This is a genomic window from Acidianus infernus (assembly GCF_009729545.1).
GTDB classification, from domain to species: domain Archaea; phylum Thermoproteota; class Thermoprotei_A; order Sulfolobales; family Sulfolobaceae; genus Acidianus; species Acidianus infernus.
The window spans coordinates 378,865-403,241 of sequence record NZ_WFIY01000004.1 but is presented as its reverse complement, the minus strand read 5'-3'; the positions used below and the strand labels follow the sequence as shown (position 1 = coordinate 403,241).

General features: G+C 34.9%; 28 protein-coding genes. 11 read left to right on the top strand and 17 right to left on the bottom strand.

Annotation, left to right across the window (positions count from 1 at the left end; genetic code table 11):
- Positions 1–40 precede the first annotated feature (40 nt).
- Positions 41–565 (top strand): cob(I)yrinic acid a,c-diamide adenosyltransferase, encoded by a 525-nt coding sequence (locus D1867_RS02425; RefSeq protein WP_155862652.1) that lies wholly within the window; start codon positions 41–43, stop codon positions 563–565.
- On the opposite strand, the gene D1867_RS02420 is transcribed toward D1867_RS02425, so the two are convergent.
- Both D1867_RS02420 and D1867_RS02415 read right to left on the bottom strand, forming a co-directional pair.
- Positions 541–1,500: a TIGR00269 family protein gene (locus D1867_RS02420; RefSeq protein ID WP_155862651.1), complete on the bottom strand. Its 960-nt coding sequence runs from the start codon at positions 1,498–1,500 to the stop codon at positions 541–543. The two genes, D1867_RS02425 and D1867_RS02420, sit on opposite strands and share 25 nt — an antisense overlap.
- Positions 1,497–1,778 carry a DUF211 domain-containing protein gene (locus tag D1867_RS02415; RefSeq protein WP_338077935.1) on the bottom strand — a complete coding sequence of 94 codons (282 nt, stop codon included), beginning with the start codon at positions 1,776–1,778 and terminating at the stop codon, positions 1,497–1,499. The genes D1867_RS02420 and D1867_RS02415 overlap by 4 nt, the downstream gene beginning before the upstream one ends.
- 194 nt (positions 1,779–1,972) lie before the next feature.
- Between D1867_RS02415 and speD the strand changes: the two genes are divergently transcribed.
- Together speD and D1867_RS02405 are read left to right on the top strand one after the other, a co-directional pair.
- The gene (gene speD, locus D1867_RS02410; protein WP_148230295.1) at positions 1,973–2,344 is read left to right on the top strand and encodes an adenosylmethionine decarboxylase; all 372 of its coding nucleotides are present in this window, start codon (positions 1,973–1,975) and stop codon (positions 2,342–2,344) included.
- A 2-nt stretch (positions 2,345–2,346) separates the two neighbouring features.
- A complete protein-coding gene (locus tag D1867_RS02405; RefSeq protein ID WP_240872152.1) occupies positions 2,347–3,240 on the top strand; it encodes an NAD(P)/FAD-dependent oxidoreductase in 894 nt (297 codons plus the stop codon).
- On the opposite strand, the gene D1867_RS02400 is transcribed toward D1867_RS02405, so the two are convergent.
- Positions 3,217–3,408, bottom strand: a complete 192-nt coding sequence (locus D1867_RS02400; protein ID WP_152940683.1) for a PolB1-binding protein PBP2 family protein — start codon at positions 3,406–3,408, stop codon at positions 3,217–3,219. The two genes, D1867_RS02405 and D1867_RS02400, sit on opposite strands and share 24 nt — an antisense overlap.
- 38 nt (positions 3,409–3,446) lie before the next feature.
- Between D1867_RS02400 and D1867_RS02395 the strand changes: the two genes are divergently transcribed.
- A complete protein-coding gene (locus D1867_RS02395; RefSeq protein ID WP_338077934.1) occupies positions 3,447–4,289 on the top strand; it encodes a UbiA family prenyltransferase in 843 nt (280 codons plus the stop codon).
- On the opposite strand, the gene D1867_RS02390 is transcribed toward D1867_RS02395, so the two are convergent.
- Positions 4,257–5,210, bottom strand: coding sequence for a hypothetical protein (locus D1867_RS02390; RefSeq protein WP_155862650.1), 954 nt, complete (start codon positions 5,208–5,210; stop codon positions 4,257–4,259). The genes D1867_RS02395 and D1867_RS02390 overlap by 33 nt on opposite strands.
- A 34-nt stretch (positions 5,211–5,244) precedes the next feature.
- On the opposite strand from D1867_RS02390, the gene D1867_RS02385 reads away from it, so the two are divergent.
- The 6 genes from D1867_RS02385 (at position 5,245) to hjc (ending at position 10,200) form a co-directional block, all read left to right on the top strand.
- Positions 5,245–6,051 carry a GTPase gene (locus tag D1867_RS02385; protein ID WP_155862649.1) on the top strand — a complete coding sequence of 269 codons (807 nt, stop codon included), beginning with the start codon at positions 5,245–5,247 and terminating at the stop codon, positions 6,049–6,051.
- Positions 6,026–6,511, top strand: a complete 486-nt coding sequence (locus D1867_RS02380; RefSeq protein WP_155864368.1) for a magnesium-dependent phosphatase-1 — start codon at positions 6,026–6,028, stop codon at positions 6,509–6,511. Before D1867_RS02385 ends, D1867_RS02380 begins: the two co-directional genes overlap by 26 nt.
- 220 nt (positions 6,512–6,731) lie before the next feature.
- Entirely contained in the window at positions 6,732–8,450 is a 1,719-nt protein-coding gene (locus D1867_RS02375) for an acetolactate synthase large subunit (protein WP_155862648.1), read from the top strand.
- Positions 8,428–8,757, top strand: a complete 330-nt coding sequence (locus D1867_RS02370) for an ACT domain-containing protein (RefSeq protein ID WP_338077933.1) — start codon at positions 8,428–8,430, stop codon at positions 8,755–8,757. Before D1867_RS02375 ends, D1867_RS02370 begins: the two co-directional genes overlap by 23 nt.
- On the top strand, positions 8,741–9,748 hold the full coding sequence (ilvC, locus tag D1867_RS02365; protein WP_338077932.1) for a ketol-acid reductoisomerase: 1,008 nt from the start codon (positions 8,741–8,743) through the stop codon (positions 9,746–9,748). Before D1867_RS02370 ends, ilvC begins: the two co-directional genes overlap by 17 nt.
- 17 nt (positions 9,749–9,765) lie before the next feature.
- A complete protein-coding gene (gene hjc, locus D1867_RS02360) occupies positions 9,766–10,200 on the top strand; it encodes a Holliday junction resolvase Hjc (RefSeq protein WP_338077931.1) in 435 nt (144 codons plus the stop codon).
- On the opposite strand, the gene D1867_RS02355 is transcribed toward hjc, so the two are convergent.
- Genes D1867_RS02355 through D1867_RS02300 form a run of 12 tightly spaced genes read right to left on the bottom strand, consistent with a single transcriptional unit; the run spans position 10,183 to position 20,403 of the window.
- Entirely contained in the window at positions 10,183–11,709 is a 1,527-nt protein-coding gene (locus tag D1867_RS02355; protein WP_152941419.1) for a holliday junction branch migration ATPase PINA, read from the bottom strand. The two genes, hjc and D1867_RS02355, sit on opposite strands and share 18 nt — an antisense overlap.
- 48 nt (positions 11,710–11,757) lie before the next feature.
- On the bottom strand, positions 11,758–12,357 hold the full coding sequence (gene pdxT / locus D1867_RS02350) for a pyridoxal 5'-phosphate synthase glutaminase subunit PdxT (protein WP_155862646.1): 600 nt from the start codon (positions 12,355–12,357) through the stop codon (positions 11,758–11,760).
- Positions 12,354–13,364 carry a pyridoxal 5'-phosphate synthase lyase subunit PdxS gene (gene pdxS / locus D1867_RS02345; RefSeq protein WP_155862645.1) on the bottom strand — a complete coding sequence of 337 codons (1,011 nt, stop codon included), beginning with the start codon at positions 13,362–13,364 and terminating at the stop codon, positions 12,354–12,356. The genes pdxT and pdxS overlap by 4 nt, the downstream gene beginning before the upstream one ends.
- A gap of 37 nt (positions 13,365–13,401) precedes the next feature.
- Positions 13,402–13,692, bottom strand: a complete 291-nt coding sequence (locus D1867_RS02340) for a 30S ribosomal protein S26e (RefSeq protein ID WP_013775970.1) — start codon at positions 13,690–13,692, stop codon at positions 13,402–13,404.
- A 32-nt stretch (positions 13,693–13,724) separates the two neighbouring features.
- Positions 13,725–15,170, bottom strand: a complete 1,446-nt coding sequence (gene proS / locus D1867_RS02335; RefSeq protein ID WP_155862644.1) for a proline--tRNA ligase — start codon at positions 15,168–15,170, stop codon at positions 13,725–13,727.
- 42 nt (positions 15,171–15,212) lie between these two features.
- A complete protein-coding gene (locus D1867_RS02330; protein WP_155864367.1) occupies positions 15,213–15,518 on the bottom strand; it encodes an ATP synthase subunit c family protein in 306 nt (101 codons plus the stop codon).
- Between the two features lie 25 nt (positions 15,519–15,543).
- Positions 15,544–15,711 carry a hypothetical protein gene (locus tag D1867_RS02325; RefSeq protein ID WP_162309146.1) on the bottom strand — a complete coding sequence of 56 codons (168 nt, stop codon included), beginning with the start codon at positions 15,709–15,711 and terminating at the stop codon, positions 15,544–15,546.
- The gene (locus D1867_RS02320) at positions 15,701–16,342 is read right to left on the bottom strand and encodes a V-type ATP synthase subunit D (protein WP_155862642.1); all 642 of its coding nucleotides are present in this window, start codon (positions 16,340–16,342) and stop codon (positions 15,701–15,703) included. Before D1867_RS02320 ends, D1867_RS02325 begins: the two co-directional genes overlap by 11 nt.
- Positions 16,339–17,739 carry an ATP synthase subunit B gene (locus tag D1867_RS02315; RefSeq protein ID WP_155862641.1) on the bottom strand — a complete coding sequence of 467 codons (1,401 nt, stop codon included), beginning with the start codon at positions 17,737–17,739 and terminating at the stop codon, positions 16,339–16,341. Before D1867_RS02315 ends, D1867_RS02320 begins: the two co-directional genes overlap by 4 nt.
- Positions 17,739–19,511 carry an ATP synthase subunit A gene (locus tag D1867_RS02310; protein ID WP_155862640.1) on the bottom strand — a complete coding sequence of 591 codons (1,773 nt, stop codon included), beginning with the start codon at positions 19,509–19,511 and terminating at the stop codon, positions 17,739–17,741. The genes D1867_RS02315 and D1867_RS02310 overlap by 1 nt, the downstream gene beginning before the upstream one ends.
- Positions 19,501–20,094, bottom strand: a complete 594-nt coding sequence (locus tag D1867_RS02305; protein WP_155862639.1) for a V-type ATP synthase subunit E — start codon at positions 20,092–20,094, stop codon at positions 19,501–19,503. The genes D1867_RS02310 and D1867_RS02305 overlap by 11 nt, the downstream gene beginning before the upstream one ends.
- A 6-nt stretch (positions 20,095–20,100) precedes the next feature.
- The gene (locus D1867_RS02300; protein WP_155862638.1) at positions 20,101–20,403 is read right to left on the bottom strand and encodes a V-type ATP synthase subunit F; all 303 of its coding nucleotides are present in this window, start codon (positions 20,401–20,403) and stop codon (positions 20,101–20,103) included.
- A gap of 64 nt (positions 20,404–20,467) precedes the next feature.
- Between D1867_RS02300 and D1867_RS02295 the strand changes: the two genes are divergently transcribed.
- Positions 20,468–22,636 (top strand): V-type ATP synthase subunit I, encoded by a 2,169-nt coding sequence (locus tag D1867_RS02295; RefSeq protein ID WP_338077930.1) that lies wholly within the window; start codon positions 20,468–20,470, stop codon positions 22,634–22,636.
- Here D1867_RS02295 and metG read toward each other — a convergent pair.
- Positions 22,614–24,332 (bottom strand): methionine--tRNA ligase, encoded by a 1,719-nt coding sequence (gene metG, locus D1867_RS02290; RefSeq protein WP_155862636.1) that lies wholly within the window; start codon positions 24,330–24,332, stop codon positions 22,614–22,616. The genes D1867_RS02295 and metG overlap by 23 nt on opposite strands.
- Between the last annotated feature and the right edge of the window lie 45 nt (positions 24,333–24,377).

Sequence of the window (24,377 nt, the reverse complement as noted above, 5' to 3'; positions counted from 1 at the left end):
CCAAAACCTATATTACTGAGATATTTTTTAAGCTTATTAAATGTTCACAAGAACTGGAGACGACGGAAATACAAATGTAATAAATAAGAGAGTAGGTAAAGATTCCCCTTTAGTAAATATGTTAGGCGACTTAGATGAAGTAAATTCTTTCTTGGGCTTAGCCTTAGCTAAATTACCTTGGGACGATATGAAGAAAGACATTGAAAAAATTCAATATGAATTATTCGCAATAGGAGAAGAATTAAGTACTGGAAATATTAAAATAACTCAAGAGAACGTGAAATGGCTAGAAGAAAGGACAATAGCTTATAGAAAAGAGAGCGGACCAGTAAAGCTTTTTGTAATCCCTGGAGGCTCAGAAGAAGCTTCTTACCTTCATGTAGCCAGAAGCATAGTAAGAAGAGTAGAAAGGAACGCAGTTAAATATTCTAAAGAGATTGAATTTGACAAATGGATAATAGTTTATCTAAATAGACTATCTTCGCTCTTATTTTCCATGGCAATTGTAGCAAATAAGAGAAAAGGAATTGAAGAAAGAATTTACGATATACGCAAATACTTCTGAGGTAAAAGCCCAGATTGTATCATTAATTCACAATTTTTACATATTTCTCTTCCATAACTTGTAGGTTCTCCACAAATCTTACAAGTAGGTAATTCTTCTTTTGGAGAATGTTGCCTTACTAGCTCTGATATTTTATCAAACTCTTCAACAATCCTAAGTAGACTACCGGGTTTTTGCTGTTCAATTAAATAAAGTAACTCCCTAACCTTAGCTCTCAATGTAGGTCTGGCTGAAATGTAAGGACATTCGACTTCCTGAAATTCAAATCCTTTTAGAAAAGCATACATTGTGGTTTCCCACTCATAAATCTTCCTTAGAGGTTTGACTCTTAAAACAAACTTATCGCTTAACTTTAGAGGTACATCCCCTAATCTTACTAATCTCTTAACGTCACCTCTAAGTATATTTACTATAACAGTTTGTGCCTCGTCATCTAAATTATGTCCAGTAGCCACCAGATCCGCTTTAACTTGTCTTCCTGCATCGTTAATTAATTTTCTTCTAAATCCTCCACAAAAAGTGCAAGCTGATATATTTAGCCCTTTAGCTCTAGCCGAGGATACCATCTCATCTAATGTGTAACCCACAGAATCCTTAAATGAGGTTGATATTAATTCTATACCAAGATCGTCAAGGTATTTTCTTAATTTCTCTGCCTGTTCCTTCCTATTATATCCAGAAATACCTTCCACAATGTTAAATGCCACTAACCTCTTAGGATCAATGAAACTAGCCAATGTGTCTGCTAAAGTCAGACTATCTTTTCCACCAGAAACCGCTAAAAGAATCTTGCTAGCCTTTAGAAGGCCTTGTTTCTCAGCTTCTTTCTTAACTCTCTGTCTTATATCCTCTATGAAACATTCTTTACATAATCTTCTCCCAGTATGGGGCTGATAAACTACAGCCTCCCTAGATTTACAAACGTCACAAATCATTTTCCTTTCCTTCCTTCTACTAATCTATTTCCTGCTGCAACTTCATCTATACTATGTATTGCACAACCGTCCTCTTCTAAGACCTTTTTTACTTCTTCAAAATTTATATTAGATCCTTCTATAACTACCATTAAACCCATAGTTTCTACGTCCATGTCTGTTACGCTAATATTAACTCCATCTATTCCTTCTAGTTCAGTTAGTTTACCGGCTAAATCTATTATTGTTGTACCTTTAATTGGTTTTAAAACGTCAAGAACAATCCTTCTTATACTCACTCTTCATCAATGTGTTAAATAAGGACTTTAGCGTTAAAAATCTAATTTTTATCTTGAATATATATCAATTATCTGGGATTTTAAGTATTAAAAATATTAAAGACGCCTATACTTTAAGTCTTAAAGACCTTGTAACATGTTTAGGTTAATTTTAAATAAATAGGGTTCGGGGGTATATAAAGGGGGGTTTAAAAATGATGGGGATAAACCAAGAAGTACCAAAAGTTATAGGAAAACAAGTTTATGGGAGCTTATACGATTGTGATGAGGAAGTTTTAAAAGATGTAGAAAAACTGAAGAATATTGTAATAAATGCTGCTAAAATAGGTAACATGACCCTCCTTGACGTTAAGGCATGGAAAATCGGTGAAGGAGCTAGCGTTGTAGCTATAGTATTAGAAAGTCATATAACAATTCACACATGGCCTGAGTACAAATTTGCCACAGTTGACGTTTATTCCTGTGGCGCAAAGAGTGACCCCAAGAAAGCCTTTGCTTACATAGTAAAGGAACTTGGAGCAAAAAGGTATAGTATGAATGAGGCTGATAGATCATCGGACTTTTAATAGTGGGTGGAGGATTAGCAGGACTTTTATTTGGGTATAAAAATAAGGATAAGGAAGAAAAAATTCTTATTTTTGATAGAAAAAGATTTCCTGGTAAAAAATGTACTGGAATAATAAGCTACTCTACTTTTCAAAAACTAGAAATACCAAGAGAGTTCGTAGATAGAGATTTTAAAGAAATAGAGATAGTTATAAATAATAAATATTCAATTTTTATTAAAACCCACGTATTAAGGCTAAATAGGGAAAAATTAGAAAAATGGCTAGACCAAGAGTTAAAAGTTATTAGGCCAGTTAATGCGGAAATTAGGAACGAGAAGGAAGTAGTAGTAAATAGCAATGTATATCATGGGAAAGTAATCGATTGCTCCGGCTGGAAAGGAAAGGCTAAATGGATCAAAGCAATAGAGGAAGTAAGAGAGCCTTTGCCAGAAATGGATAAGATTAGAGTTTTTATTGATTCAAAAAATCCTGGAGGATTTTCGTGGATAGTACCTTTACCTGATAAAACTTTGGTAGGATCTTTATCTTACTCTAATCCTAAGCTGTTCTTACCAGCTGTGGATAAAAGATTAATTGAGATACACGGTGGTTCAATACCTAGAGTAAAGCCAATTAAACCTCAAAGTAGCATTATAGCCTTTGGAGATAGAACAGGATTAATAAAAACATTTACCGGCGGTGGAATATTTGGAATAGCTGAATTAATTTCCTCAAATAATTATGCTAAGACTTTTTCAGAATTATCCAAAGAAATAAGAAAACAGTACTATTTAACTACATTAGTGGAGAAAAGTTGGAGAATTTGGTTATCTTTAGCAAGAATTTACAAGGATAAAACAATAAGGGCAGAAAAGGAATTCGATTTTCATTCAATGCTTCTTTTCTCTCACTAAATTGAAACATCCCTCGCCCTTTTCTATAATTCCCTTGTTCATTAATTCAACTATAACTTTTTCTGGATCTTTAACTCCTAGTGCTTTTAAATCCCTGACAGCAATAATTTCTCCAACAGAAATATATTTTCTAAAATATTTCTCAGCAATTTCTATGTCCTTTTCCATACTCTAATTTTATTTTCTTACAATCATTTAACGCTATCGTGAATCCTTATCTAAAACTTGTAAGGATACATAACGTTATAGGCGCTGCAATAGGAGATTTTACAGGCTACGTTGTTTCCTCTGCTTGGAATTTTAATCTAGAGAAGCTAATAATCTCACTGATTGTAGTGTCTTTAGTCGCAGCAGGCGGTTACGCTATAAATGACGTATACGACATTGAAATAGATAAGATAAATAAACCAGATAGACCGCTACCATCTGGACGAATAAGCATAAAGAACGCAGTTACTTTATCTTACTCAACAATGATAATAGGCAGTGGATTAGCTTTTATCCTTGGAATTTTACAAGGATTATTGGCAATAATGACTTCAATAGCTTTAATTTACTACGCTAAAACGCTTAAAAGGCAGGGCTTGGCTGGTAACATAATCGTAGCAACTACTACTGCTTTATCAATATTCTATGGTGGTATAGCATATTTTGAAGGAAATTGGTTTGAGAGAGTAATAATACCAACAGCGTACTCTTTTCTTCTCACATTAGGAAGAGAGTTGGTTAAAGGAATAGAAGACTATGAAGGAGACAAGAAATATGGTGTGAGAACATTAGCAACTACCAAGGGAATTAGATTCACTTGGAATATTGCAAGGGTAATATTACTTTTAATGTTAGCAATCTCTCCGTTGCCAATTCTACTTGGATTTAACATTATTTATGGAATACTTTTAATTCCATTTACTTTCTTCACTTTAAAAGCAGTATTTGCAGAAACTTCGCCTAGAGGAGGAGGAGAAGCTAGAGGTTTATTAAAGGGTTCAGCTTTCATAGGTATGATAGCTTTTATTCTAGGCAGTCTCCCATTCAAGATCTTTATCTAAAATTTTCCTAAAACCAGATTTTACGCCTACAATTCTTAGATGCACGTTACCCTTTTTTGGTACAAAGAACTCATAATTAATCTTTTGCCCTATTTTTATATTATCAAAAGATTTAAAGTGTATAGTAACTCCGTTCAGCATTGCATTAAGCAAAACCTTATCTAAGTCTACTTCACCGTCGTTGTAAAGAGTTATAACGGCTTTATTATCCCTCCCTATTTTACCACTCACATTTATCGAAATATTTGGAGTTATTGAATTTTCTGAATAATGTAAAAATAGAAAAGCGGGACTCCTTTGCGACGATTCATGGATTATGCTTAAGTGACCTTTTACCTCAATTTCATCACTATCTAAACTCCCGCCAATTGTTGTAACAGTCCCTGTACTATTGACAACCTTTAATATTGACTTATTAGGATTCCTGATTACAATGTAGTTTTTACCTTCTCCATCTAACTCTATTTCTTCTGAAGGCTGTATTAAATATATTCCTGCTCTAAGTTTATAATTCGTTTTAAACTCTGGAACTTCATAAAATAGAACTGAATTTATAATATGAACCCAAATCCCTTCAATTGAAGAATGAGAAACAACGAACTCGTTTTTGCCTTCTCGCGCTAAATGAGTAACGTCATAAATATTTAGATTATAATAAGATCCGCCAACTTTCACGGTATCTATAGGCTTAAATTCCTTGGTTAACGAAAAATTGTTTAACCAAAGTCTCCACTTAGTTGTTAAATCTCTTGTCTCCGTTATTATAACAATGTATGCCTTTATGGGCTTTTTTTCAGCATAAAATGTATAAAGTAGTTCCCTATTTTCAGAGCTAACTTTTGTGGATTTTAGCAAAGTTGAATATTCAATACTGCCGTTTATGCTTCCTTCGTCAAATGTTGCAATCTTACCAATTGGCATGAATATATAATGAGGAAAAAAGAAAATAAAATGAATGCTAGGAGATGTGCTAAAGGTTATAAAGAAATCAGATGCTGTACTAGAGATAGTTGACTCTAGGGAACCAGACCTTACTAGATCTAAAAAGATAGAAAGTATAGTAAAGAAGGAAGGTAAAGGAATTTTAATAGTTATTAACAAAGGAGACCTAGTGCCAAGGGAAGTCCTTGAAAAATGGAAGAGATATATAGAGAAGGAAGATGGAATAAAAACTGTTTACATTTCCGCAACTTCGCACTTAGGAACTAAAATTTTACGTAATGCAATAAAGGAAGTATTAAAAGGAAACGAAGGAACGATTTGCTTAGTAGGCTATCCAAAGACTGGGAAATCCTCTATAATAAATGCCTTAAAAGGAAGGCATTCCGCTTCTACGTCTGCCCACCCAATGGCTTATGGCTATACAAAAACTATACAAAAATTCAAGGTAGATTCAAAAATTTACGCTTGGGATACGCCCGGAATCATTCCTCCAGACGGAAGCCCACTAGAAAAAGCTATAAGGGGACAAGCTGTTGAGAAAATAGAAGATCCAGTAAAGGTAGCATTATTACTTATAGATAGAATTGAAAAGTTTGATAAAAATGCGTTGAAGTCTGCTTATAAACTTGATTATTCCGATGGATTGGATTTGCTTCAGAAGATTGCAATTAAGAGAGGCTGGTTTTATAAAAAAGATAAAGAGCCTCTTATTGAAGAAGCAGCAAGGCAATTAATTAGAGACTACCACGAAGGAAAGATAATTTATTTTACCCTCCCACCATCAGAGTCTAATGATGAAAATAAAAGTAGTAATATTTGATGCAGACAAAACTCTTTGGGATCACTATAATATTTCAGAATTTGAGGATCCAATAAAAATTATTAATAAAAATGAAATTGAAGACGCTAAAGGCAGAAAGCTAAAAGTTTTTCCAGATGTTAGAGAAACTTTAGAAGAACTGAAGAAGAAAGGAATAATACTGGGTTTAGCAACCTGGAATTACCCAGATAAAACACAAAAAATTTTACAAATTCTAGATTTATATAAATATTTTGATGTTATTGTGTCCAGAGACTTTCCTTACAAGTTTATCATGATAAATGAGATTCTTAGTGAACTGAGAAATAAGGGGATTAAAATAAAACCAGAGGAGACAATGTTTATTGACGATAGAAGATCTCACTTTGGAAATGTATGGTTATATTTAGGAAATATTAAATGTGTTGAAATGTGGAAAGATATAAAATGCCATAGTGAAATTCTTCACATGTTAGATTAAACTATTTTTAAACCTATGGATACATAACTTTTTAAAAAGTTAAAAAATTATCATAAGAGTTTTTAAAGAGAAAAGATAAAGCTTAAAAATTTAACGGTATATTTGCTAAGCCGTGGAAAAGATGATAGGTGATCATACCCTCCAAATCCAATAAGTTCTCTAAAATATTTTCAAGTCAACCAATTGCTTCTTCTAAAAATAGTAACAGAGGTGAAGAACGTTGCCTAGTGGCGCCAGAATTCTAGTAGATGCGCTAAAGAGAGAAGGAGTGAAAGTAATCTTCGGCATACCAGGATTATATAATATGCCGTTTTATGACGAACTATTTTATGAAATACAAAACCAGGAAATAAGACACGTATTAATGAGACACGAACAGGGAGCAACTCACGCCGCAGACGGATTTGCAAGAGTTTCTGGCTTTCCTGGTGTGGTTACTGCTACATCCGGCCCTGGAGCAACTAACCTAGTAACTGGAATGATAACTGCATATTGGGATAGCTCACCAGTAATAGCGATAACGGGACAAGTAAATAGATCTTCAATAGGAAAAATGGCTTTTCAGGAATCCGACCAACCAGGAATATTTAAAGATATAACAAAGTATGTAGTACAATTAAAAACTGTAAGTGAAATTCCAATATGGATAAAGAACGCATTTTACATTGCCACTACGGGAAGACCTGGCCCAGTACTTGTAGATATTCCGAGAGACGTCCAATTAGAAAAAATTGATGAAGTAGAATGGCCAGAAAAACCAATGGTAAGAGGATATAAGCCGTTCAGAACTGTTATAGAACCAGAAAAACTGAAGAAGGCAGCAGAAATACTAGTTAATGCAGAAAAACCAATAATTCTAGTTGGTACTGGAGTAACTTGGTCCAATGCAACTACTGAAGTATTAAACTTGGCAGAAACTCTAATTTGTCCAATAATTTCAACCTTACCAGGAAAATCAGCGATTCCACACGATCATCCATTATATGTTGGACCCATGGGATACTATGGAAGAGCGGAAGCCTCACTTGCTGCGTTAGAATCCGACGTAATGCTAATAATAGGGGCTAGATTAAGTGATAGAACATTTACTTCTTACGATGAGATGATAGAGACTAAAAAGAAGTTCATCATGATAAACTTAGACCCGACCGATGCAGAGAGAGCGTTCAAAGTAGATGTAGCTATGTATGGCGATGCAAAAATTCTAACTAGGGAATTATTAAACGCAGTAATTAAAGTCGGAATGAAAAAAGATAGATCCGCATGGATGAAAAGAGTTAAGGAATTGAAAGAGTATTATGCACAATTTTACTATCAAGACGAACCGGGTAAAATAAAACCGTGGAAAGCGTTGAAGACAATAAGAAATGCGATTCCTAGGGATGCAATAGTAACAACTGGAGTGGGACAACATCAAATGTGGGCAGAAGTATTTTGGGAAGTTCTTGAACCTAGGACTTTCTTATCTTCAACAGGTATGGGTACAATGGGTTTTGGATTACCTGCAGCCATGGGTGCAAAGCTTGCTAGACCAGATAAAGTAGTAGTAGATTTAGATGGCGATGGATCCTTTATGATGACTGGAAATAATTTAGCTACAGCCGTTGATGAGCATATTCCAGTGATTTCAGTTATATTCGATAATAGATCTCTAGGTTTAGTAAGACAAGTACAAGACTTATTCCAGAATAAAAGGATAGTAGGAGTAGATTATGGACCATCGCCGGATTTCGTTAAATATGCTGAGGCATTTGGTGCTTTAGGTTTTAATGCAGATAGTTATGAGGAACTAGAAAAAGCAATAAAAACCGCAATAAGGGAAGATTTGCCAACTGTAATTAGATTACCAATAGATAAAAACGAATTAGCTTTACCCACTTTACCCCCTGGAGGAAAATTAAAGCAGGTGATAGTAAGTGACCCAAGGAAGAATAGTTAAAGTAACTGGTTATTATAGAGACCCAGGCTTCCTAGAGAGAGTAATTAGTACATTTAGAAAACTATGGGTAGACATAGATTGGGTCACAGCAAGGAGAATAAGCGATGACGGCTTATACGAGGTTTATCTCCTAGTTAGAGAAACTAAGAATACCCACTTGGCAATACTCAACTTAAGTAAAACTGTAGACGTAGAAAAAGTTGAGGTTCTAGAAGACGGTAAATTAGTTCCTTGCCAAAGCAATTCGTTTTTTATCCCGTCATATACAAAAGTAACAACCTATAGTTGGGGTGAAAAAGTTGGCTAAAATATATACAGACCAAGATGCAAGTTTAGATCCTATAAAAGATAAAAAAATTGCAGTATTAGGTTACGGCAACCAAGGAAGGGCATGGGCATTAAACTTAAGGGATTCGGGACTAAACGTTATAGTAGGCTTAGAAAGAGAAGGTAATTCGTGGAAACAAGCAGTCCAAGACGGTTTTCAGCCAGTACATACAGAAGATGCGGTAAAGCAGGCTGATATTATAATATTTCTAATTCCTGATATGGTTCAGAGGTACGTATATAGAGAAAAAGTACAACCAAATATGAAGGAAGGAGCAGATTTAGTGTTTGCCCACGGTTTTAATATACATTATAAGCTAATTGATCCTCCTAGTACCAGCGACGTTTATATGGTAGCGCCTAAAGGGCCAGGAGCAACAGTAAGAGACTTTTACACTAAAGGAGGAGGAGTTCCAGCATTAGTGGCAGTTCAGCAAAATCCGTCTGGAAAGGCAATGGAAAAGGCTTTAGCAATTGCAAAAGGTATAGGCGCTACAAGAGCTGGAGTAATAGAGACCACATTTAAGGAAGAAACTGAAACTGATTTATTCGGAGAACAAACTACACTAGTAGGCGGAGTAATGGAATTAATGAGGTCAGCTTTCAGAACGTTAGTCGAATTAGGTTATCAACCAGAAGTAGCTTACTTTGAGACAATCAATGAAATGAAGATGATAGTAGACATAATTTATGAGAAAGGCTTCACAGGAATGCTTAAGGCAGTTTCTGATACAGCAAAATACGGAGGATTAACCGTCGGCAAGTTTGTAATAAATGATGAAGTCAGAAAAAGAATGCTAGAAGCTGCAGAAAAGATAAGGTCTGGTAAATTTGCTGAGGAATGGATAGAGGAATATAACAGAGGAAGTCCTACAATAAAGGAAGGCTTGGAAGAAATAGAGAATAGTTTAGAAGAGCAAACTAGAAGAAGATTAAAGGAAATTATTGAGAGAGGAAAGCCTAAATCTTAGATTTTTTAATTATTCTTGTGAACGAAAGGAAAAGGAAAGGAACTAGTGTAGAACATTATATACTCTCTTCTCTTAGAGATAAAGGATTTGCAGTAGTTAGAGCACCGGCAAGTGGAAGTAAAAGAAAAGATCCAATACCGGATATTATAGCAATGAAGAATGGCGTAATTCTATTAATTGAAGTTAAGAGTAGAAAAGAAAAGAATAAGGTTTACGTTCCGAGAAGCCAAGCAGAAGGAATAATTAATTTTGCAAAAAAGAGTGGAGGAGAACTTTTCCTAGCAGTAAAGTTTCCCAAATTCCTCAAATTTATACCATTTAGTAAACTTAGAATAACAGAAAGCGGAAATTATGTAGCTGATGAAGAAGTGATTGAAGAAGGGCTTAATCTTGAAGATTTAGTAAGAGCAGTTGAGGCTAAGTTTAGTAAAACTTTAGACTTCTTCATCTGAGTCTCCTAATCTTATCCTTATCCTTACTCCATGTTTCTTTTCCAATTTCCTTAGCTTAGAGTTAAGCCTTCTATTAAATTTGCCAATTTCTGTTTTAGGAATTGTTATCACATATTCCCCATTTTCGTACTTTACCTCAGCTCCAGGTATACTGTCCATTACGGTCTTAGCAATCTTATTTTCAACACTATTACCTCCCTTAGTCTTTGAGACAGGGACAATCATTGTTTGCTCTCCAAATACGTAAATTTCATACTCTACTTGATCTGTTAAGAAGTCCTTAATTTCAACTACCGGCCTTGCTAAATCTGCCTCTCTCAATCCTAGTGGAACTTTAACTGTCATGTCTAAACTATAAACTTTCTTTACTGTTCCTTCACTTATGAAAATTACAGTATCTAAAATTCCTGGAATAGTTCCCAAGTCAACTCTATTAAGAAACCTATGTATAGCGTCTATAGGAGTAGTAGCGTGAACCACACCTATCATTCCTATTCCTGCTAATCTTAAATCAATGTAAAGTCTAAAATCATCGTCATTCCTCATTTCATCGTAAACTGTATAATCTGGTCTGCTTAATAATAGAATATCGTGAAGTTCTCCTATTTCCGCATAGTTCTTTGAGTACTGTGTTATATCTGGAGGTAAATGCATATCCCTTGGTGACTCTATAGTTTTAACTACTTTACCTAGTTTCATGTAATATTCCGCAAGCGCTTGTGCAAAAGTTGTTTTACCCATGCCTGGAGAACCTGCTATAAGGATTCCTTCTGCTCTCTCCTTTAATCTTTCAATTAGCTTTTCTGGTAAATTGTAGTCTTCAAGGCTCTTTTTAGTAACTGGTCTAGTAATAGTAACTTCCCAACCATCACTTAACGGAGGTCTAGTAATTACTATCCTATAATTGCCGAGCTGAACAATGGTTGAACCTTTTCTTTCTATTTCTATAAAAGAGTTTTTAACATACTTTATTTCATTAATAAGCTCACCAACTAAACTTTTAATTTCGTCTGCAGACATAGGCGTATTAGATAAGTTTACAAATTGCCAATTTCCTGGCTTTCCTTTTTTAGCCTTAGGTATAGTATCTTCTTTCAAGTGTACGCTCATAGTATTCTCATCGAAAAATTTTTCTATGCTTAAAGATCCTTCAAAAGGTTGTAGATAAACTACTTTAATGCCTAAATATGAGCATATTTGCTTTTGAATTTCATCAGCAGTAACTATGCTACAATCTCTTTGTGAACAGTATTCTCTTAGCGCATTATCTACATTTGAGCTTGGCTCTCCAACTATTTCTACCGAGAAGAGGTATCTCTCTGATAATTTTCTAATTTTTTCTATTTCATCTAATGCTATTTCCCCAGAAATTAACCCATCTCTAGTCTCTTTTTCTAACTCAGATAATAATGCTCTATGAATAAGGATATTACCATTAATTAGGCCCTTCTCAATATATTTAGAAAGTCCCAACAATAAGGCAGACTTGTCGACTAATAATTCACTCAATACTATGTTCCCCACTACGTAAAATAGTTTCAAATGTAAAATAAAAAACTATTTCTTAATCATTGAAATGAAGTATTCATGGACAATCGTAGTTCCTGATAGCTCAGGGTGGAAGGTAGTTGCTAATAAGTTGTTTTCCTGCACCATAACATGAACATCCTTAAACTGGGATAAAGATTTAGCATTACCAAAAACCTTAACTATTGCTGGAGCTCTTATGAATACTACTTTCTCTATTCCTCCTCCAATACTCCTTAAATCTACATTAGCCTCAAAACTCTCCCTTTGCCTACCATAATAATTTCTTATCACAGAGATGTCCATTACGCCAATTAATGGCTGAGATTTTTTACCAACCTTGGCATCACTAACATCTTTGGCTAACATTATTGCACCAGCACATGTGCCTAAAACAGGTAATCCTTCCATAATTTTTTCCTTTAATGGCTCTAAAAGTCCCATCCTTTGGGCTACAATACCTATAGTAGTACTTTCTCCTCCAGGAATAATAACTCCATCAACATCAAGATCGTTAACTCGCTTAACTGCAATAACTTCACCATCTATTTTTAACTTGTCCAATGCCCGCTTAGTTTGGAGTGCATGCTCCTCGAAACTACCTTGGTATGCTAAAACTCCTATTTTCATTGTCCCCTCACCTGAAGTAATTCCTCGGGTTTTAACGATTTTATATCAATTCCCATCATCGATTTCTGTTCACTTATCATCTTTTGCGCTTCAAGGACTACTTCGGGATATTCCCAACCAGCTACTGCCAATACTATAGCTCTTGCTCTCTCTGCTGGATCTTGACTCTTAAATATTCCCGATCCTACAAATACTCCATCACCACCTAACCACATCATTAATGCTGCATCGGCTGGAGTTGCAATACCTCCTGCAGCAAAATTAACTACTGGAAGTCTCTTTATTTTTGCGGTTAGTTCCACTAACTGGTAAGGAACTTGATATTCCCTAGCTTTCTTAACTCTATCTTCCTCACTCATTCCAACTAACGCACCAATTTCCGCATTAATTATTTTCATGTGCTTTACAGCTTCACTAACATTTCCTGTTCCTGCTTCACCTTTAGTTCTTATCATTGAAGCTCCTTCGCTTATCCTCCTTAACGCCTCGCCTAAATTCCTAGCACCGTTTACAAATGGAACCTTAAATTCCCATTTATTAATATGATGTTCCTCGTCAGCTGGTGTTAATACTTCACTTTCATCTATTGTATCGACGCCTAAAGCCTCAAGAAGTTTAGCTTCATAATAATGGCCTATTCTAACTTTAGCCATTACTGGAATTGTTATAGAATTCATTACTTCCTCTATAATTTTTGGATCTGCCATTCTAGCTACTCCACCAGATTTTCTGACGTCATAAGGCAATTTGTCTAAAACCATGACAGAAGTAGCACCTGCATCTTCCGCAATTCCTGCTTGTTCAACGTTAGTAACATCCATTATTACTCCACCTTTTTGAAATATTGGGAAAGCATGCTTTACTCTAGCAGTACCAGTAGCAATTTCTGGCAATTCCTTCTCAGGTAAAAATGACATTAATCCTGAATCTTTTATTATATCTCTTACTTCAGCCAGCTTATAGAAGAATTCCTCAATCTCATTAAACGAAAGTTCGTAGAGTCTCATAAAAAAGAGGATAGTGAATATAGTTAAAAACTTTTATTTAGAAGTAAGTAGTAGGCTTTGTTTTCCTTTCTTCCTCTGCCCTTATCTTAACTATTCCAAAGTGTATTGCACAGTTAATACAGTAGCATTTCCTTACTGGATATTTTGGAATTATAGCACCTTTTTTCTCCAGTTCGCTAGCTAATGCAGCATCAACTGGGCTATACATTCTAGTAACACATATAGCCTTATCCTCTGGTACTCTCGCTCCACAGTTATCACATGTTACGTAGCCAACGTGGCCTTTATCGCCTTTTCTTCTACCTCTATTCTCTCTCTTCTTTGGCAAATTAGCACCCAATTAAAATGGCTATCTAATATCTAATAAGTTTTTGCTACTCTTAAAACATTAGTTGAAGGTTTTTTGCATATAATACAAGGATCACTAGTCTTTTTAGCATCTATAGGATATCCTAACACTCTAGCATTAAGCTCTTCTTCTATCTTTAACCCGCACGAATTATCGCCGCACCATGGAACTTCTATTATCCCTCCTCTGTTTTCAAGTATTTTTTTAGCCTCGTTGACATCATTAGTATAGAAAATTCTGGAATTAAAGAAATCCCAAGCTTTCTTTTTCAGATCTTCTGAGAGAGAAGAAAGAAGCTCGTTAACAGTTTTTATTAACTCATCCTTCTTTATAATTTTAGCCTCTAAAGTATCTCTCCTCTTTATGGTAACAGTCTCATTATTTACTTCTCTTAATCCAATCTCTATCCTTAAAGGAACGCCTTTCATTTCCCAGTAGTAGAACTTTTCTCCAGGTGTCTTCTCTTTATCTGAATCAATAACGGTAGAAATTCCTGCTAAAGATAGTTTTTCTTGAATTTCCTTACAATAATTCTCTACTTTTTTATTATCTTCATCTGTCTTTGCAGGTATTGGAATTATAACAACTTTAATTGGGGCTATTATTGGATTAAGTACTGGTCCATGATCATCACCGTTTACTGCTATAGATACTGCTATTACTCTATCTGAAATTCCATAACTTGTCTGGTAAGGATAATCTAGAGAGCCGTCAGCTTTTTGTATTTTATAATCTAAAGCTTTAGTAAAATGTTGTCCTAAATGATGAACAGTACCTATTTGTAATGCTCTACCATCTGGCATTAACGTATCAAAAGCGTAAGTGTGTTCTGCTCCAGCAAATCTATCCCACTCTGGTCTTTCTGAAAGAATATAAGGTATTCCAAGCGTATCGAATATTTTCTTATAAATTTCTATTGCCTCTTTAACTTGTCTTTCTGCATCTTCATAGCTAACATGTAGCGTATGGGCTTCTTTAAAAGTCGTAACTTCCCTTAGCCTTATCATTGGCCTCGTAGCCTTAGTTTCGTATCTAAAAATGCTTACTATCTGATAATATTTCTTTGGTAATTCTTTATAGCTCTTTATCCACAATGATTCCATATAAGTTATTGCAACCTCTGAAGTTGGTCTCAAAGCTAGTCTAATATCCAAATCTTCTTCTCCGCCTTTAGTAACCCAGTAAACTTCACCTTCAAAACCTTTAATATGCTCACTTTCTTTTCTGAGTAAATATTCTGGAATTAACAATGGGAATAGGACTTCCTCATGTCCGGTCTCATCCAAAAACTTCCTTATAATATTAATAACATTCTGTCTTATCTTAAAGCCATAAGGCATCCATACGCCCATTCCTTTTATTGGGTACCTTCCATAATCATATATTTCTGCTTGAAAAATTACATTATCAAACCATTCACTGAAATTATTCTTCCATTTTTCTTTAGGAATTTGCATTGAGAAAAGAAAATAGAATGACCTAAAAAATTTATATGGTTTTTACACGTGTGCGAACAACATTAATACTGCAAACACTAATCCATATACTACTATTCCTTCACCGATTGCAACGAATATTAGTACAGTACCGAACATATCTCTTCTTTCTGTTAGAACACCTATACCTGCAGCTGCTGCCATACCTACTGCAACACCTGCACCAATTGCTGCTAAGCCTATAGCTAATCCAGCTCCAATGTTTACTCCTTCAAATCCTTGAGGACTACTATAACCTACTTGTGCACCTACTGGGATTGCAGTTATCATTCCTAAAAATAGAGAAAGTAATAGAATTACAGACTTCATTCTCTTCATAATTTATCACCACTAATTACTTTGATACTTCCTTTAAAGCCTTTCTCTTGACTTCCTCTAGCTGTTTTTCCTTATTTTGTATTAACTCGTCAAATTTCTTTTGCAGTTGAAGATAGCTTTCTTTCTTCTTTTGATCTAAAACTGATTTTATGTTATTCAAATATTTTTCAACTTCACTCTCCACTTTGTCTCCTCCTCTCAAGTATTCTCCTAGTAATTTTAAGCCTTACGAATTCCTCTCTAGCTTTATCATCTAAAACTGATTTTATGTACTTAACTGAACCTCTATAAAAGGGAAGTATAGAAGTATCTATCGCATTTATTAACCTTTGAGTTTTTCTTAATTCAGCAGCTAGAGATCTAATAGTTGATTCTAATTCAACTAATTGAACAACCTTAACTAATGCCTCTCTCATTTCATCATAGGCCTCAGAAAGGTAAGGGGAAGTCTCGATTTCACTAAATGGCTTTTCTGGAATAGAACTTTCATTAAGTTGAATGACTGGAATTTTCACTCCAAAGATTACCTTTAATGAACTAGATACGCTTAAGGAATGAGATTGAGAATCGGCAATTTTCTCAATAGTAGTTATGCCTTCATCTACAACAGCCTGCATGTAACTATTATAGGTTTTCTTTAAAGCCTCGTTAACCTCGCTATATAATTTCTCGTACTCTGCAGCGTAAGTCCTTAAATAAATAAGTAAAACTTCCCTTTTGCTTTCTAACAGCCTTTTTATAGTAGATACAAGCTTTAACTCATTTTTAAACCTAATAAGATTTAATTTAGTGGGCAAAACTTTATTTGAACTCATTTCTTACCACGATATGCCGGATGATATTTCTTGATGTAAGCCTCTTTTATGTTAGTTAATTCTCTCTCTGGTAATATGGATAGAATTTCCCAACCTATATCAAGAGTAGTCTCTATATCCCTATTCTCGTTAACTCCTTGATTAACAAATTTCCTTTCAAACGCATCTCCAAATAATAAGTACTTTCTATCAGTCTCAGACAAGCTATCTTCCCCAATTATTGCTGCAAGACCTCTTGTATCAACAGCCTTTGCGTAAGCTGCAAACAATTGATTAGCAAGGTCTTTATGATCTTCTCTTGTTTTTCCTTCTCCTATTCCATCTTTCATTAATCTAGATAAGCTCATTAACACGTTAATTGGCGGATATATTCCCTTATTATACAGTGATCTATCCAATACTATTTGTCCTTCAGTTATATAACCAGTTAAATCTGGAATAGGGTGAGTCATATCGTCATTTGGCATTGTTAATATTGGCATTTGGGTAATGGAACCTTTCTTCCCTTTCACTTTTCCTGCCCTTTCATATATAGTTGCTAAATCAGTATACATATAGCCTGGGTATCCTCCTCTACCTGGCACTTCTTCCTTAGCTGCACTTATTTCTCTCAATGATTCACAATAATTAGTCATGTCTATTAATATTGCAAGAACGTGCATGTCCTTTTCAAAGGCTAAATACTCTGCTAGAGTTAATGCAGTCCTTGGAGTTAATATCTTAACTACTGGAGGCTCATTAGCTAAAGTCATGAACATTGCTACCCTATTTATTGCACCAGTTTCCTCGAAGAATTTCCTAAAGAATAACGCGTCATCATACCTTATTCCTATCGCTGCAAAAACTACTGCAAAATTACTTTCTTCCCCTCTTACTGTTGCCTGCTTAGCTATTTGAGCCGCTAATATATTCGCAGGTAATCCGCTTCCACTAAAGATTGGTAATTTTTGACCTCTTAATAGAGAATTTAATCCATCAATAGCCGATATTCCTGTTTGAATAAATTCCTCAGGATAATCCCTAACTGCTGGATTTATTGCAGAACCGTTAATATCTCTTTTTTCACCAGATATTACTGGAGGTCCATTATCTAAAGGTTCGCCTAATGGGTTGAACACCCTACCAAGCATTTCGTCAGAAATCTTAACCTCTAAACCTCTACCTAAGAACTTAACGTTAGTACCAGTAGGAGATATTCCAGTGGTTCCTTCAAACACTTGCACAACTGCCATACCTAATTGGCTATCTACTACTATACCTCTCCTTTTTTCTCCATTTTCCATTTCAATCTCTACTAGCTCATTATATCCCGCATCTGTAACTCCCTTAACAACCATTAGTGGGCCTTTAATCATTGATATATTCGAAAATTCTCTTACGTTTAGGGTAGTTTCCATTAACTGCTCACCTCCTTTGATAACTGTTCAAATTGTGCCCTTAATGTTTTTTCTAACTCGTCATACTTTTCAAGGGCGTTATTTGGAATTGTGGCTTTAGATCTAATTATGTCGGACACAACTTTTATGCTATCTATTATCTTCTTTACTGGAACTCCCTTTTCAACTAATGGAGATGCTAGACTATTATACAAATAGATTAACTTCATTATCCTAACCTGCTTTTGTGGAGAAGAGAATGCATCGATATCGTCAAATGCATTCTGTTTTAAGAATGCTTCCTTTATTAATCTAGCTACCTCTAGAACCAATTTATCTTTCTCAGCAAGAGATTCTGGCCCAACTAATTTAACTATCTGTTGTAACTCATTTTCTCTTATCAAGGTTTTTACCATGAATTCTCTCATTTCTTTCCATTGTGGATCAACATTTGTATTCCACCACTTTCCTACTAAGTCAACATACGCTGAAAATCCTTGTAACCAGTTAATTGCAGGGAAATGTCTTGCATGAGCTAAAGATACGTCCAACGGCCAGAATACTCTAACGAATCTTAAAGTATTGCTAGTTACTGGTTCAGTGAAGTCTCCTCCTGGTGGAGAAACTGCTGAAGCTAACGTGACTGAACCAACTCTTTCTGGATTACCTAAAGTTATAACTCTTCCTGCCCTTTCGTAATATTCTGCTAATCTTGAAGGCAAATAGCTTGGGAATCCTTCTTCTGCAGGCATTTCTTCCATTCTACCTCCTAGGTCTCTTAATGCCTCTGCCCATCTAGTAGTAGAGTCCGCTACAACTAACGTATCGTATCCTTGATCTCTAAAATATTCTCCAAGTGTTACGCCTAGGTAAATACTAGTTTCCCTTGCTGCTACTGGCATGTTACTTGTATTTGCTACTAATATAGTCCTTTCAAGTAACGGCTTGCCAGTCCAAGGATCTTTTAACGTTGGGAAAGATCTTAGTTCGTCAGTTAACTCATTTCCTCTTTCGCCGCAACCTACATATATTACTATCTTTGCTGAACTCCATTTTGCTAAGCTTTGTAAAGTCACTGTCTTTCCAGAACCGAAAGGCCCCGGAATTGCAGCTGTTCCTCCTTTAGCTAAAGGAAATATTGTATCAAGTACTCTTACTCCAGTTAACAATGGTTCTGAAGGTTCTAATTTTTCTTTATATGGTCTAGGAATTCTTACTGGCCATTTATGCATCATTTTTAGTGAAACTTGATCACCGTTCATATCGACTGTAGCTATTGTATCTTCAACAGTGTAATCTCCTTCTGGAACTATTTCCTTTATTTCGCCGTGACGATCTGGAGGAACCAAAATTTTGTGCTCAATCAACGAAGTTTCTTGTACAATACCCAATACATCTCCAGGAGAAACCTTATCACCTTTCTTAACTTTAGGGACAAAATGCCATTTCTTTTGCCTATCTAAAGGAGGTATTTTCACACCTCTATTGACAAAAACTGAGCCAGTAACCTCGGCAATAGTACTTAGCGGCCTTTCTAATCCGTCAAATATCTTTCCCAGTAAACCTGGACCTAGTTCTGCTGATAAAGGACCACCAGTATTATAGACTGGTTCGCCAGGCTTAAGCCCACTAGTATCTTCGTAAACTTGAATGTATGCTCTGTCTCCTTCTATCCTTGTTATTTCACCTACAAGTCTTAATTCTCCTACTTCAACTACTTCATACATTTGAGAATTTCTCATATTATCTGCAACTACTAGTGGACCGTTTACTCTAACTATCTTACCTACCATTTTCACCACCAAATAATATTTCTGCAACTTTAGGTTTAACTGATTCAAAAACTTGACTTAAAATAAGATTTAACGAATAATCCTTCACAAGTCCTACGTCAGGGTAATAAATCTTTATTCCTCCTAACAGATTGTCATCTTCCTCTACATCAGCACTTAACTTATTATCCTTAAGGATTTTCTTAACTACTTCCACGTCGTTCTTATTACATATTATCTTAGCTTTAGTTATAGATGATGAGATCTCCTTCTTTATTATTGACTGTAAACCTTCTGCGTATTCTTTAGAAGAAGTAACTACATTAATATTCTTAACCACCTCATCATAAACCTTTTGTAGCCAATAATTCTCTTCATTTAATATCGCTCTTTTATTCTCCACATCGAGTTTAGCTTTTTCACCTTCTATTTGCTCCTTTCTCTTTGAAATTAGGTCTCTTATTTTCTTATCATAATCTGAAAGTATATCATTATATTTATTTTCAATTATCTTATTAGCCTCAGCTAATGCTTGCTCTAAATTTTCTCTTATCTCTTCCATTACTTTTTTAGTTGCGTAATCGAGCAAATCATTCAATTCCATTATTTCTCACCCAAAACCTAATGCCCTTAAAATCAACTTTCTCACATCCATAGGTTCAGCTTCACTATAAGGAGAAGGAATTACTGTAATTAAAGGTTTTGTTTGAGAAGATATAACACTTTCAAGCCTTTCTCTTACCGGATCGTATAAATCTTTTGTAATTAAAACAAGATCAACGTCCTCCATTTTCCTTACATTTTTTATCTCATCTTCCAATGCATAGGGGTCTTCAACAACTTTCCCTTCAGCCCCCATCATCCTAAATAAAGATACCGTATATCTATCTCCAAGAAGCAAAATTTTTCCCATGCTCTCAAATCTGTAATGTAGATTAAATATTTTAATCATTACTCATACTCTATATCGAGCTATAGTGATCCTTCCCGAGAGAATGAGTAGGGTACAGATTATAGCAAATAAAGAACTTTTAGATGACATAGTCACAAAAATTTTAAAATTCCAAAATTTTGAGCCTGAAGAACCGGAAGAGCCAATATCCAATGAAAGGTTTGAGGATGCTAGAAGAAAGCTTGGAATAATCCAAGAACATTTAAATAAATTCCAAATAATAATGGATCTAGCAGGAGTTACAATAGAACCAAAAGGAAAAATGAAGACAGGAAACTGGAATAAAATAGCTGACGAGGTAGATAATGAAGCAACACAAGAAGAGGAAAAATACAAGGAGTTACTAGAGGAAATTGGCAAGATAAAGAGCGAATTAGATTTATACAAGGCGCAGTTAAATGAAGTATTACCATTCAAGGATATAACAGTTAATTTAAGCAAATTATATAGCTTAAAGCTATTTGATGTATATTTACTCACTATTTTACCGAATCAACTAGATAAAGTGAAATTCGATAATGCACTAGTTCTTACTAAGAGAATAAATGAGAAAACTTACGCTGTAATTATCATAGCTCCCAAAGGAGTATTACAAAAAGACAAACTAGAAAAAGAAATAGGCGCAAAAGTTTTTGAGACTCCTGAAGGAAAAGCCCCTTATGACGTTTACAATGAACTCCAGAATAAGATTAATGAGTTAACTAGAATCTTAGAAGAAACTAGAGCAAAATTAAAAGAAAAATTGAAAGCTTGCGGACTTCATATAAAAGAAATTTATGGAAAATTGCTTACCATAAGAGATGCATTAACTATTATATCTAGAGCTAGAGTATCGGAGTTTTATGTTCAAATTGAAGGCTATGCACCAACTAAAATGATTAAAAAACTCAAGGACCAATTAAAAGGAGAAGCCTTCATTACCGAGAGATTGCCTAGGAGATATGGAGAAAAGGATAAACCACCAACGCTAATTAGCCTTCCAAAGAGTATAAGAGTAATAGAATCAGTTGTAGAACTTTACGGTACACCCTCCTATTGGGAAATTTCCCCAATAATATTCCTTATATTCACTTTTCCAATACTCTTTGGGCTAATGTTCCCAGACTTTGGTAATGCCTTAGTCGTATTTTTATTTGCGATATGGTTCTACAAATACGGTAAAAGGAAAGGTAGTGAGAATACAGAGAAGCTCAGCTTAGTGCTAATATATTCAAGCATAGTTGCAATGATCACTGGCTTGCTTGCTAGAGAATTTTTTGGACCCGTACTGGTAGGAGGCCCAAGAGAAGTTTTTAATAATGATAGTTATCCTGTAGGACCTTTGTATTACGCATGGCCAGTCCCAGTAAGCGTTTCTGATTCTCTAAAGTATCTGATACCTTTTGGTAATTATTCTATCCTATCTATAGAAATAGAAAATACAATGATATTATCAATATTCATAGGAGCGCTCGCACTATTTGTAAGCTCTTTACTTGGTGTTATTAATGCTATAGATAAGAAAGATCCAGAATTCTTATTTTACGAAAAATTACCTTTGTTGATTCTTTACACCGTACCGCTTATAATATTCGGCTACGGGTTTGTAGATATAAGTGATTATTTTGGAAAAGTAGAATGCTTACTGGGCGGCTTACTTACTAATATATTCAGTTTTCCACCTAATCTCTCAACGCCAACTTATGCTCTTGCTTATATACTAATATTATGGGTGGAAATTGGACTAATTTATAATTGGATAAGCAAAGTTATACTAATAAAGAGGCATGAAGGGCATGTAGGCTTAGGAGCTGCTATAGGAATGGGCTTTATAGAAGGAGGTTTTGAAGCAGGGATTTTACTACTTTCAAACACTATATCATTTATAAGAATTTTAGTATTCGCCTTGGCTCACTATTATTTATTATACGCCTTTAGTTACATGGGGCTCCTAGTATTATATAGTTCACTTCCTTATGTTGCTGCAGTAATAATAGCTGGAATAATAATAGCCTTAGGTAACTTACTAGCAATAGCATTAGAAGGATTAATAGTATTCATACAAGATATGAGACTTCACTTTTACGAAATGTTTAGTAAATTCTACGAAGGACAGGGAAGAAAATTCATGCCAGTAATGAATTATGTAGAACTAGAAGAAGGAGAAAAAGAAATAGCTAAAGAAGGAGAAGTTATCGAAGTAAAGGCGGTCTAATGTTATCTAATTCTTTTCTGATTTTTTCCAATTTTTCATTAAGTTCCTTCTCAAAATTCTGGTCAATTTTCTTAAATATCGGAGAAGCTTGTTCTACCTTGTGGTTATGATCTAACGTAAATTCTCCTGCGGAATCCCATTTTTCATTTTCAATTCCTTTCAAACCTAACTGGTTGTAAATCTTTTCTGCTGAGACAGGAATTATCGGATAAAGTAAAATTGAAAGAGTTCTCACGGAATTTAATGCAATATATAGCGTATTTTCTGCGACTTTAATATCATTTTTGACCTTATCCCACGGTGCTTTCTGATTAAGATAAGCATTACCTTCTCTTGCTATCTTTATTATTTCATCGCTTCCAGCTTTAAGTTTACCTTTCTCGAAGAGTTGAGAAACTACGATTGGCGTAGTCTTAACTAATTCCATAAACTTCTTATCTACATCATCTAGTTTATCCTCATTAAAGTTAGGCACATATCCATTAAAGTATCTATTAACCATTGTTATGACTCTATTAATATAATTTCCAATATCGTCGTTAAGCTCTGTATTTATTATCCTAATAGCTTCTCTCCATAAAAAGTTCGTATCCTTCTCTTCAGGCCTTAATCTTATTAGAACATACCTCCAATAATCTACGTCCAGTAACTTTGGTGCCTCGTCTATCCATATTCCTATCCTTCTACTTTTACTGAATTTTTGTCCTTCATACATTAAATATTCAGTTGACGAAATAACTGAAGGTAATTTGTAACCCTTCTTAGATGCCATGAGCATTGCAGGAAATATAACTGCGTGAAAAGGTATGTTATCCTTTCCTATAAAATAGTAACTTTTAACATCATCTCCAAACCAGAATTCCTTCCATTTGTCAGGATTTCCTGACTTTTCGAAATATTCTATAGTAGCAGAAATATATCCAAGGAGAGCTTCAAACCAAACGTAAATAGTTTTACCTTCTGAACCTTCAAAAGGTGCAGGAATTCCCCAAGATGTATCCCTTGTTAAGCTCCTAGGTTTAAGTCCTTCTTGAATCCAGCTTAAAGCTACAGATTTTACGTTATCTGGCATGTCCTTATTATTTTCTAACCACTCCTTTAGTTTATCTGAAAATTGACTTAAGTCAAAAAACCAATGCTTAGTCTTCTTTATTACTGGCTTTGAACCACATATAGCACATCTAGGATTTATTAAAAGCGTTGGCGAAAGTAACCTTCCGCATCTGTCACATTGATCTCCCCTAGCGTCTTCATATCCGCAGTAAGGACAAGTTCCTTTAATAAAACGGTCTGGCAAGAATATCTTATCATGCTCGCAATATGGCATTTCTTCTTCTTGAACTTTTATATAGTCTTGAATGCTTAGGAGAAATTCCCTTACAAATTTCTTGTGAGTATCAGATTCTGTTCTCGTATAATTATCATAACTTATTTTCCATACATCTAGAAATAACTTCTTATCATATTCATGAGCTTGATTAGTTAAATCTCTAGGATTTATTTTCCTCTTTATTGCTTCAACCTCTATCGGTGTACCGTGTTCATCGCTTCCACTTACAAAAATTACGTTATCTTTACCGTACTTTAATCTAGCATATCTAGCAAAAACATCCGCCGATAGTACTGAACCTATTAGATTTCCTAAATGCGGAACTGCCTCAACATACGGCCAGGCAGATGCTACATAAATTTTCATAGGTTTAATAAGCACAGCTGATTTATAAAAAGTTGCGAGAATAAG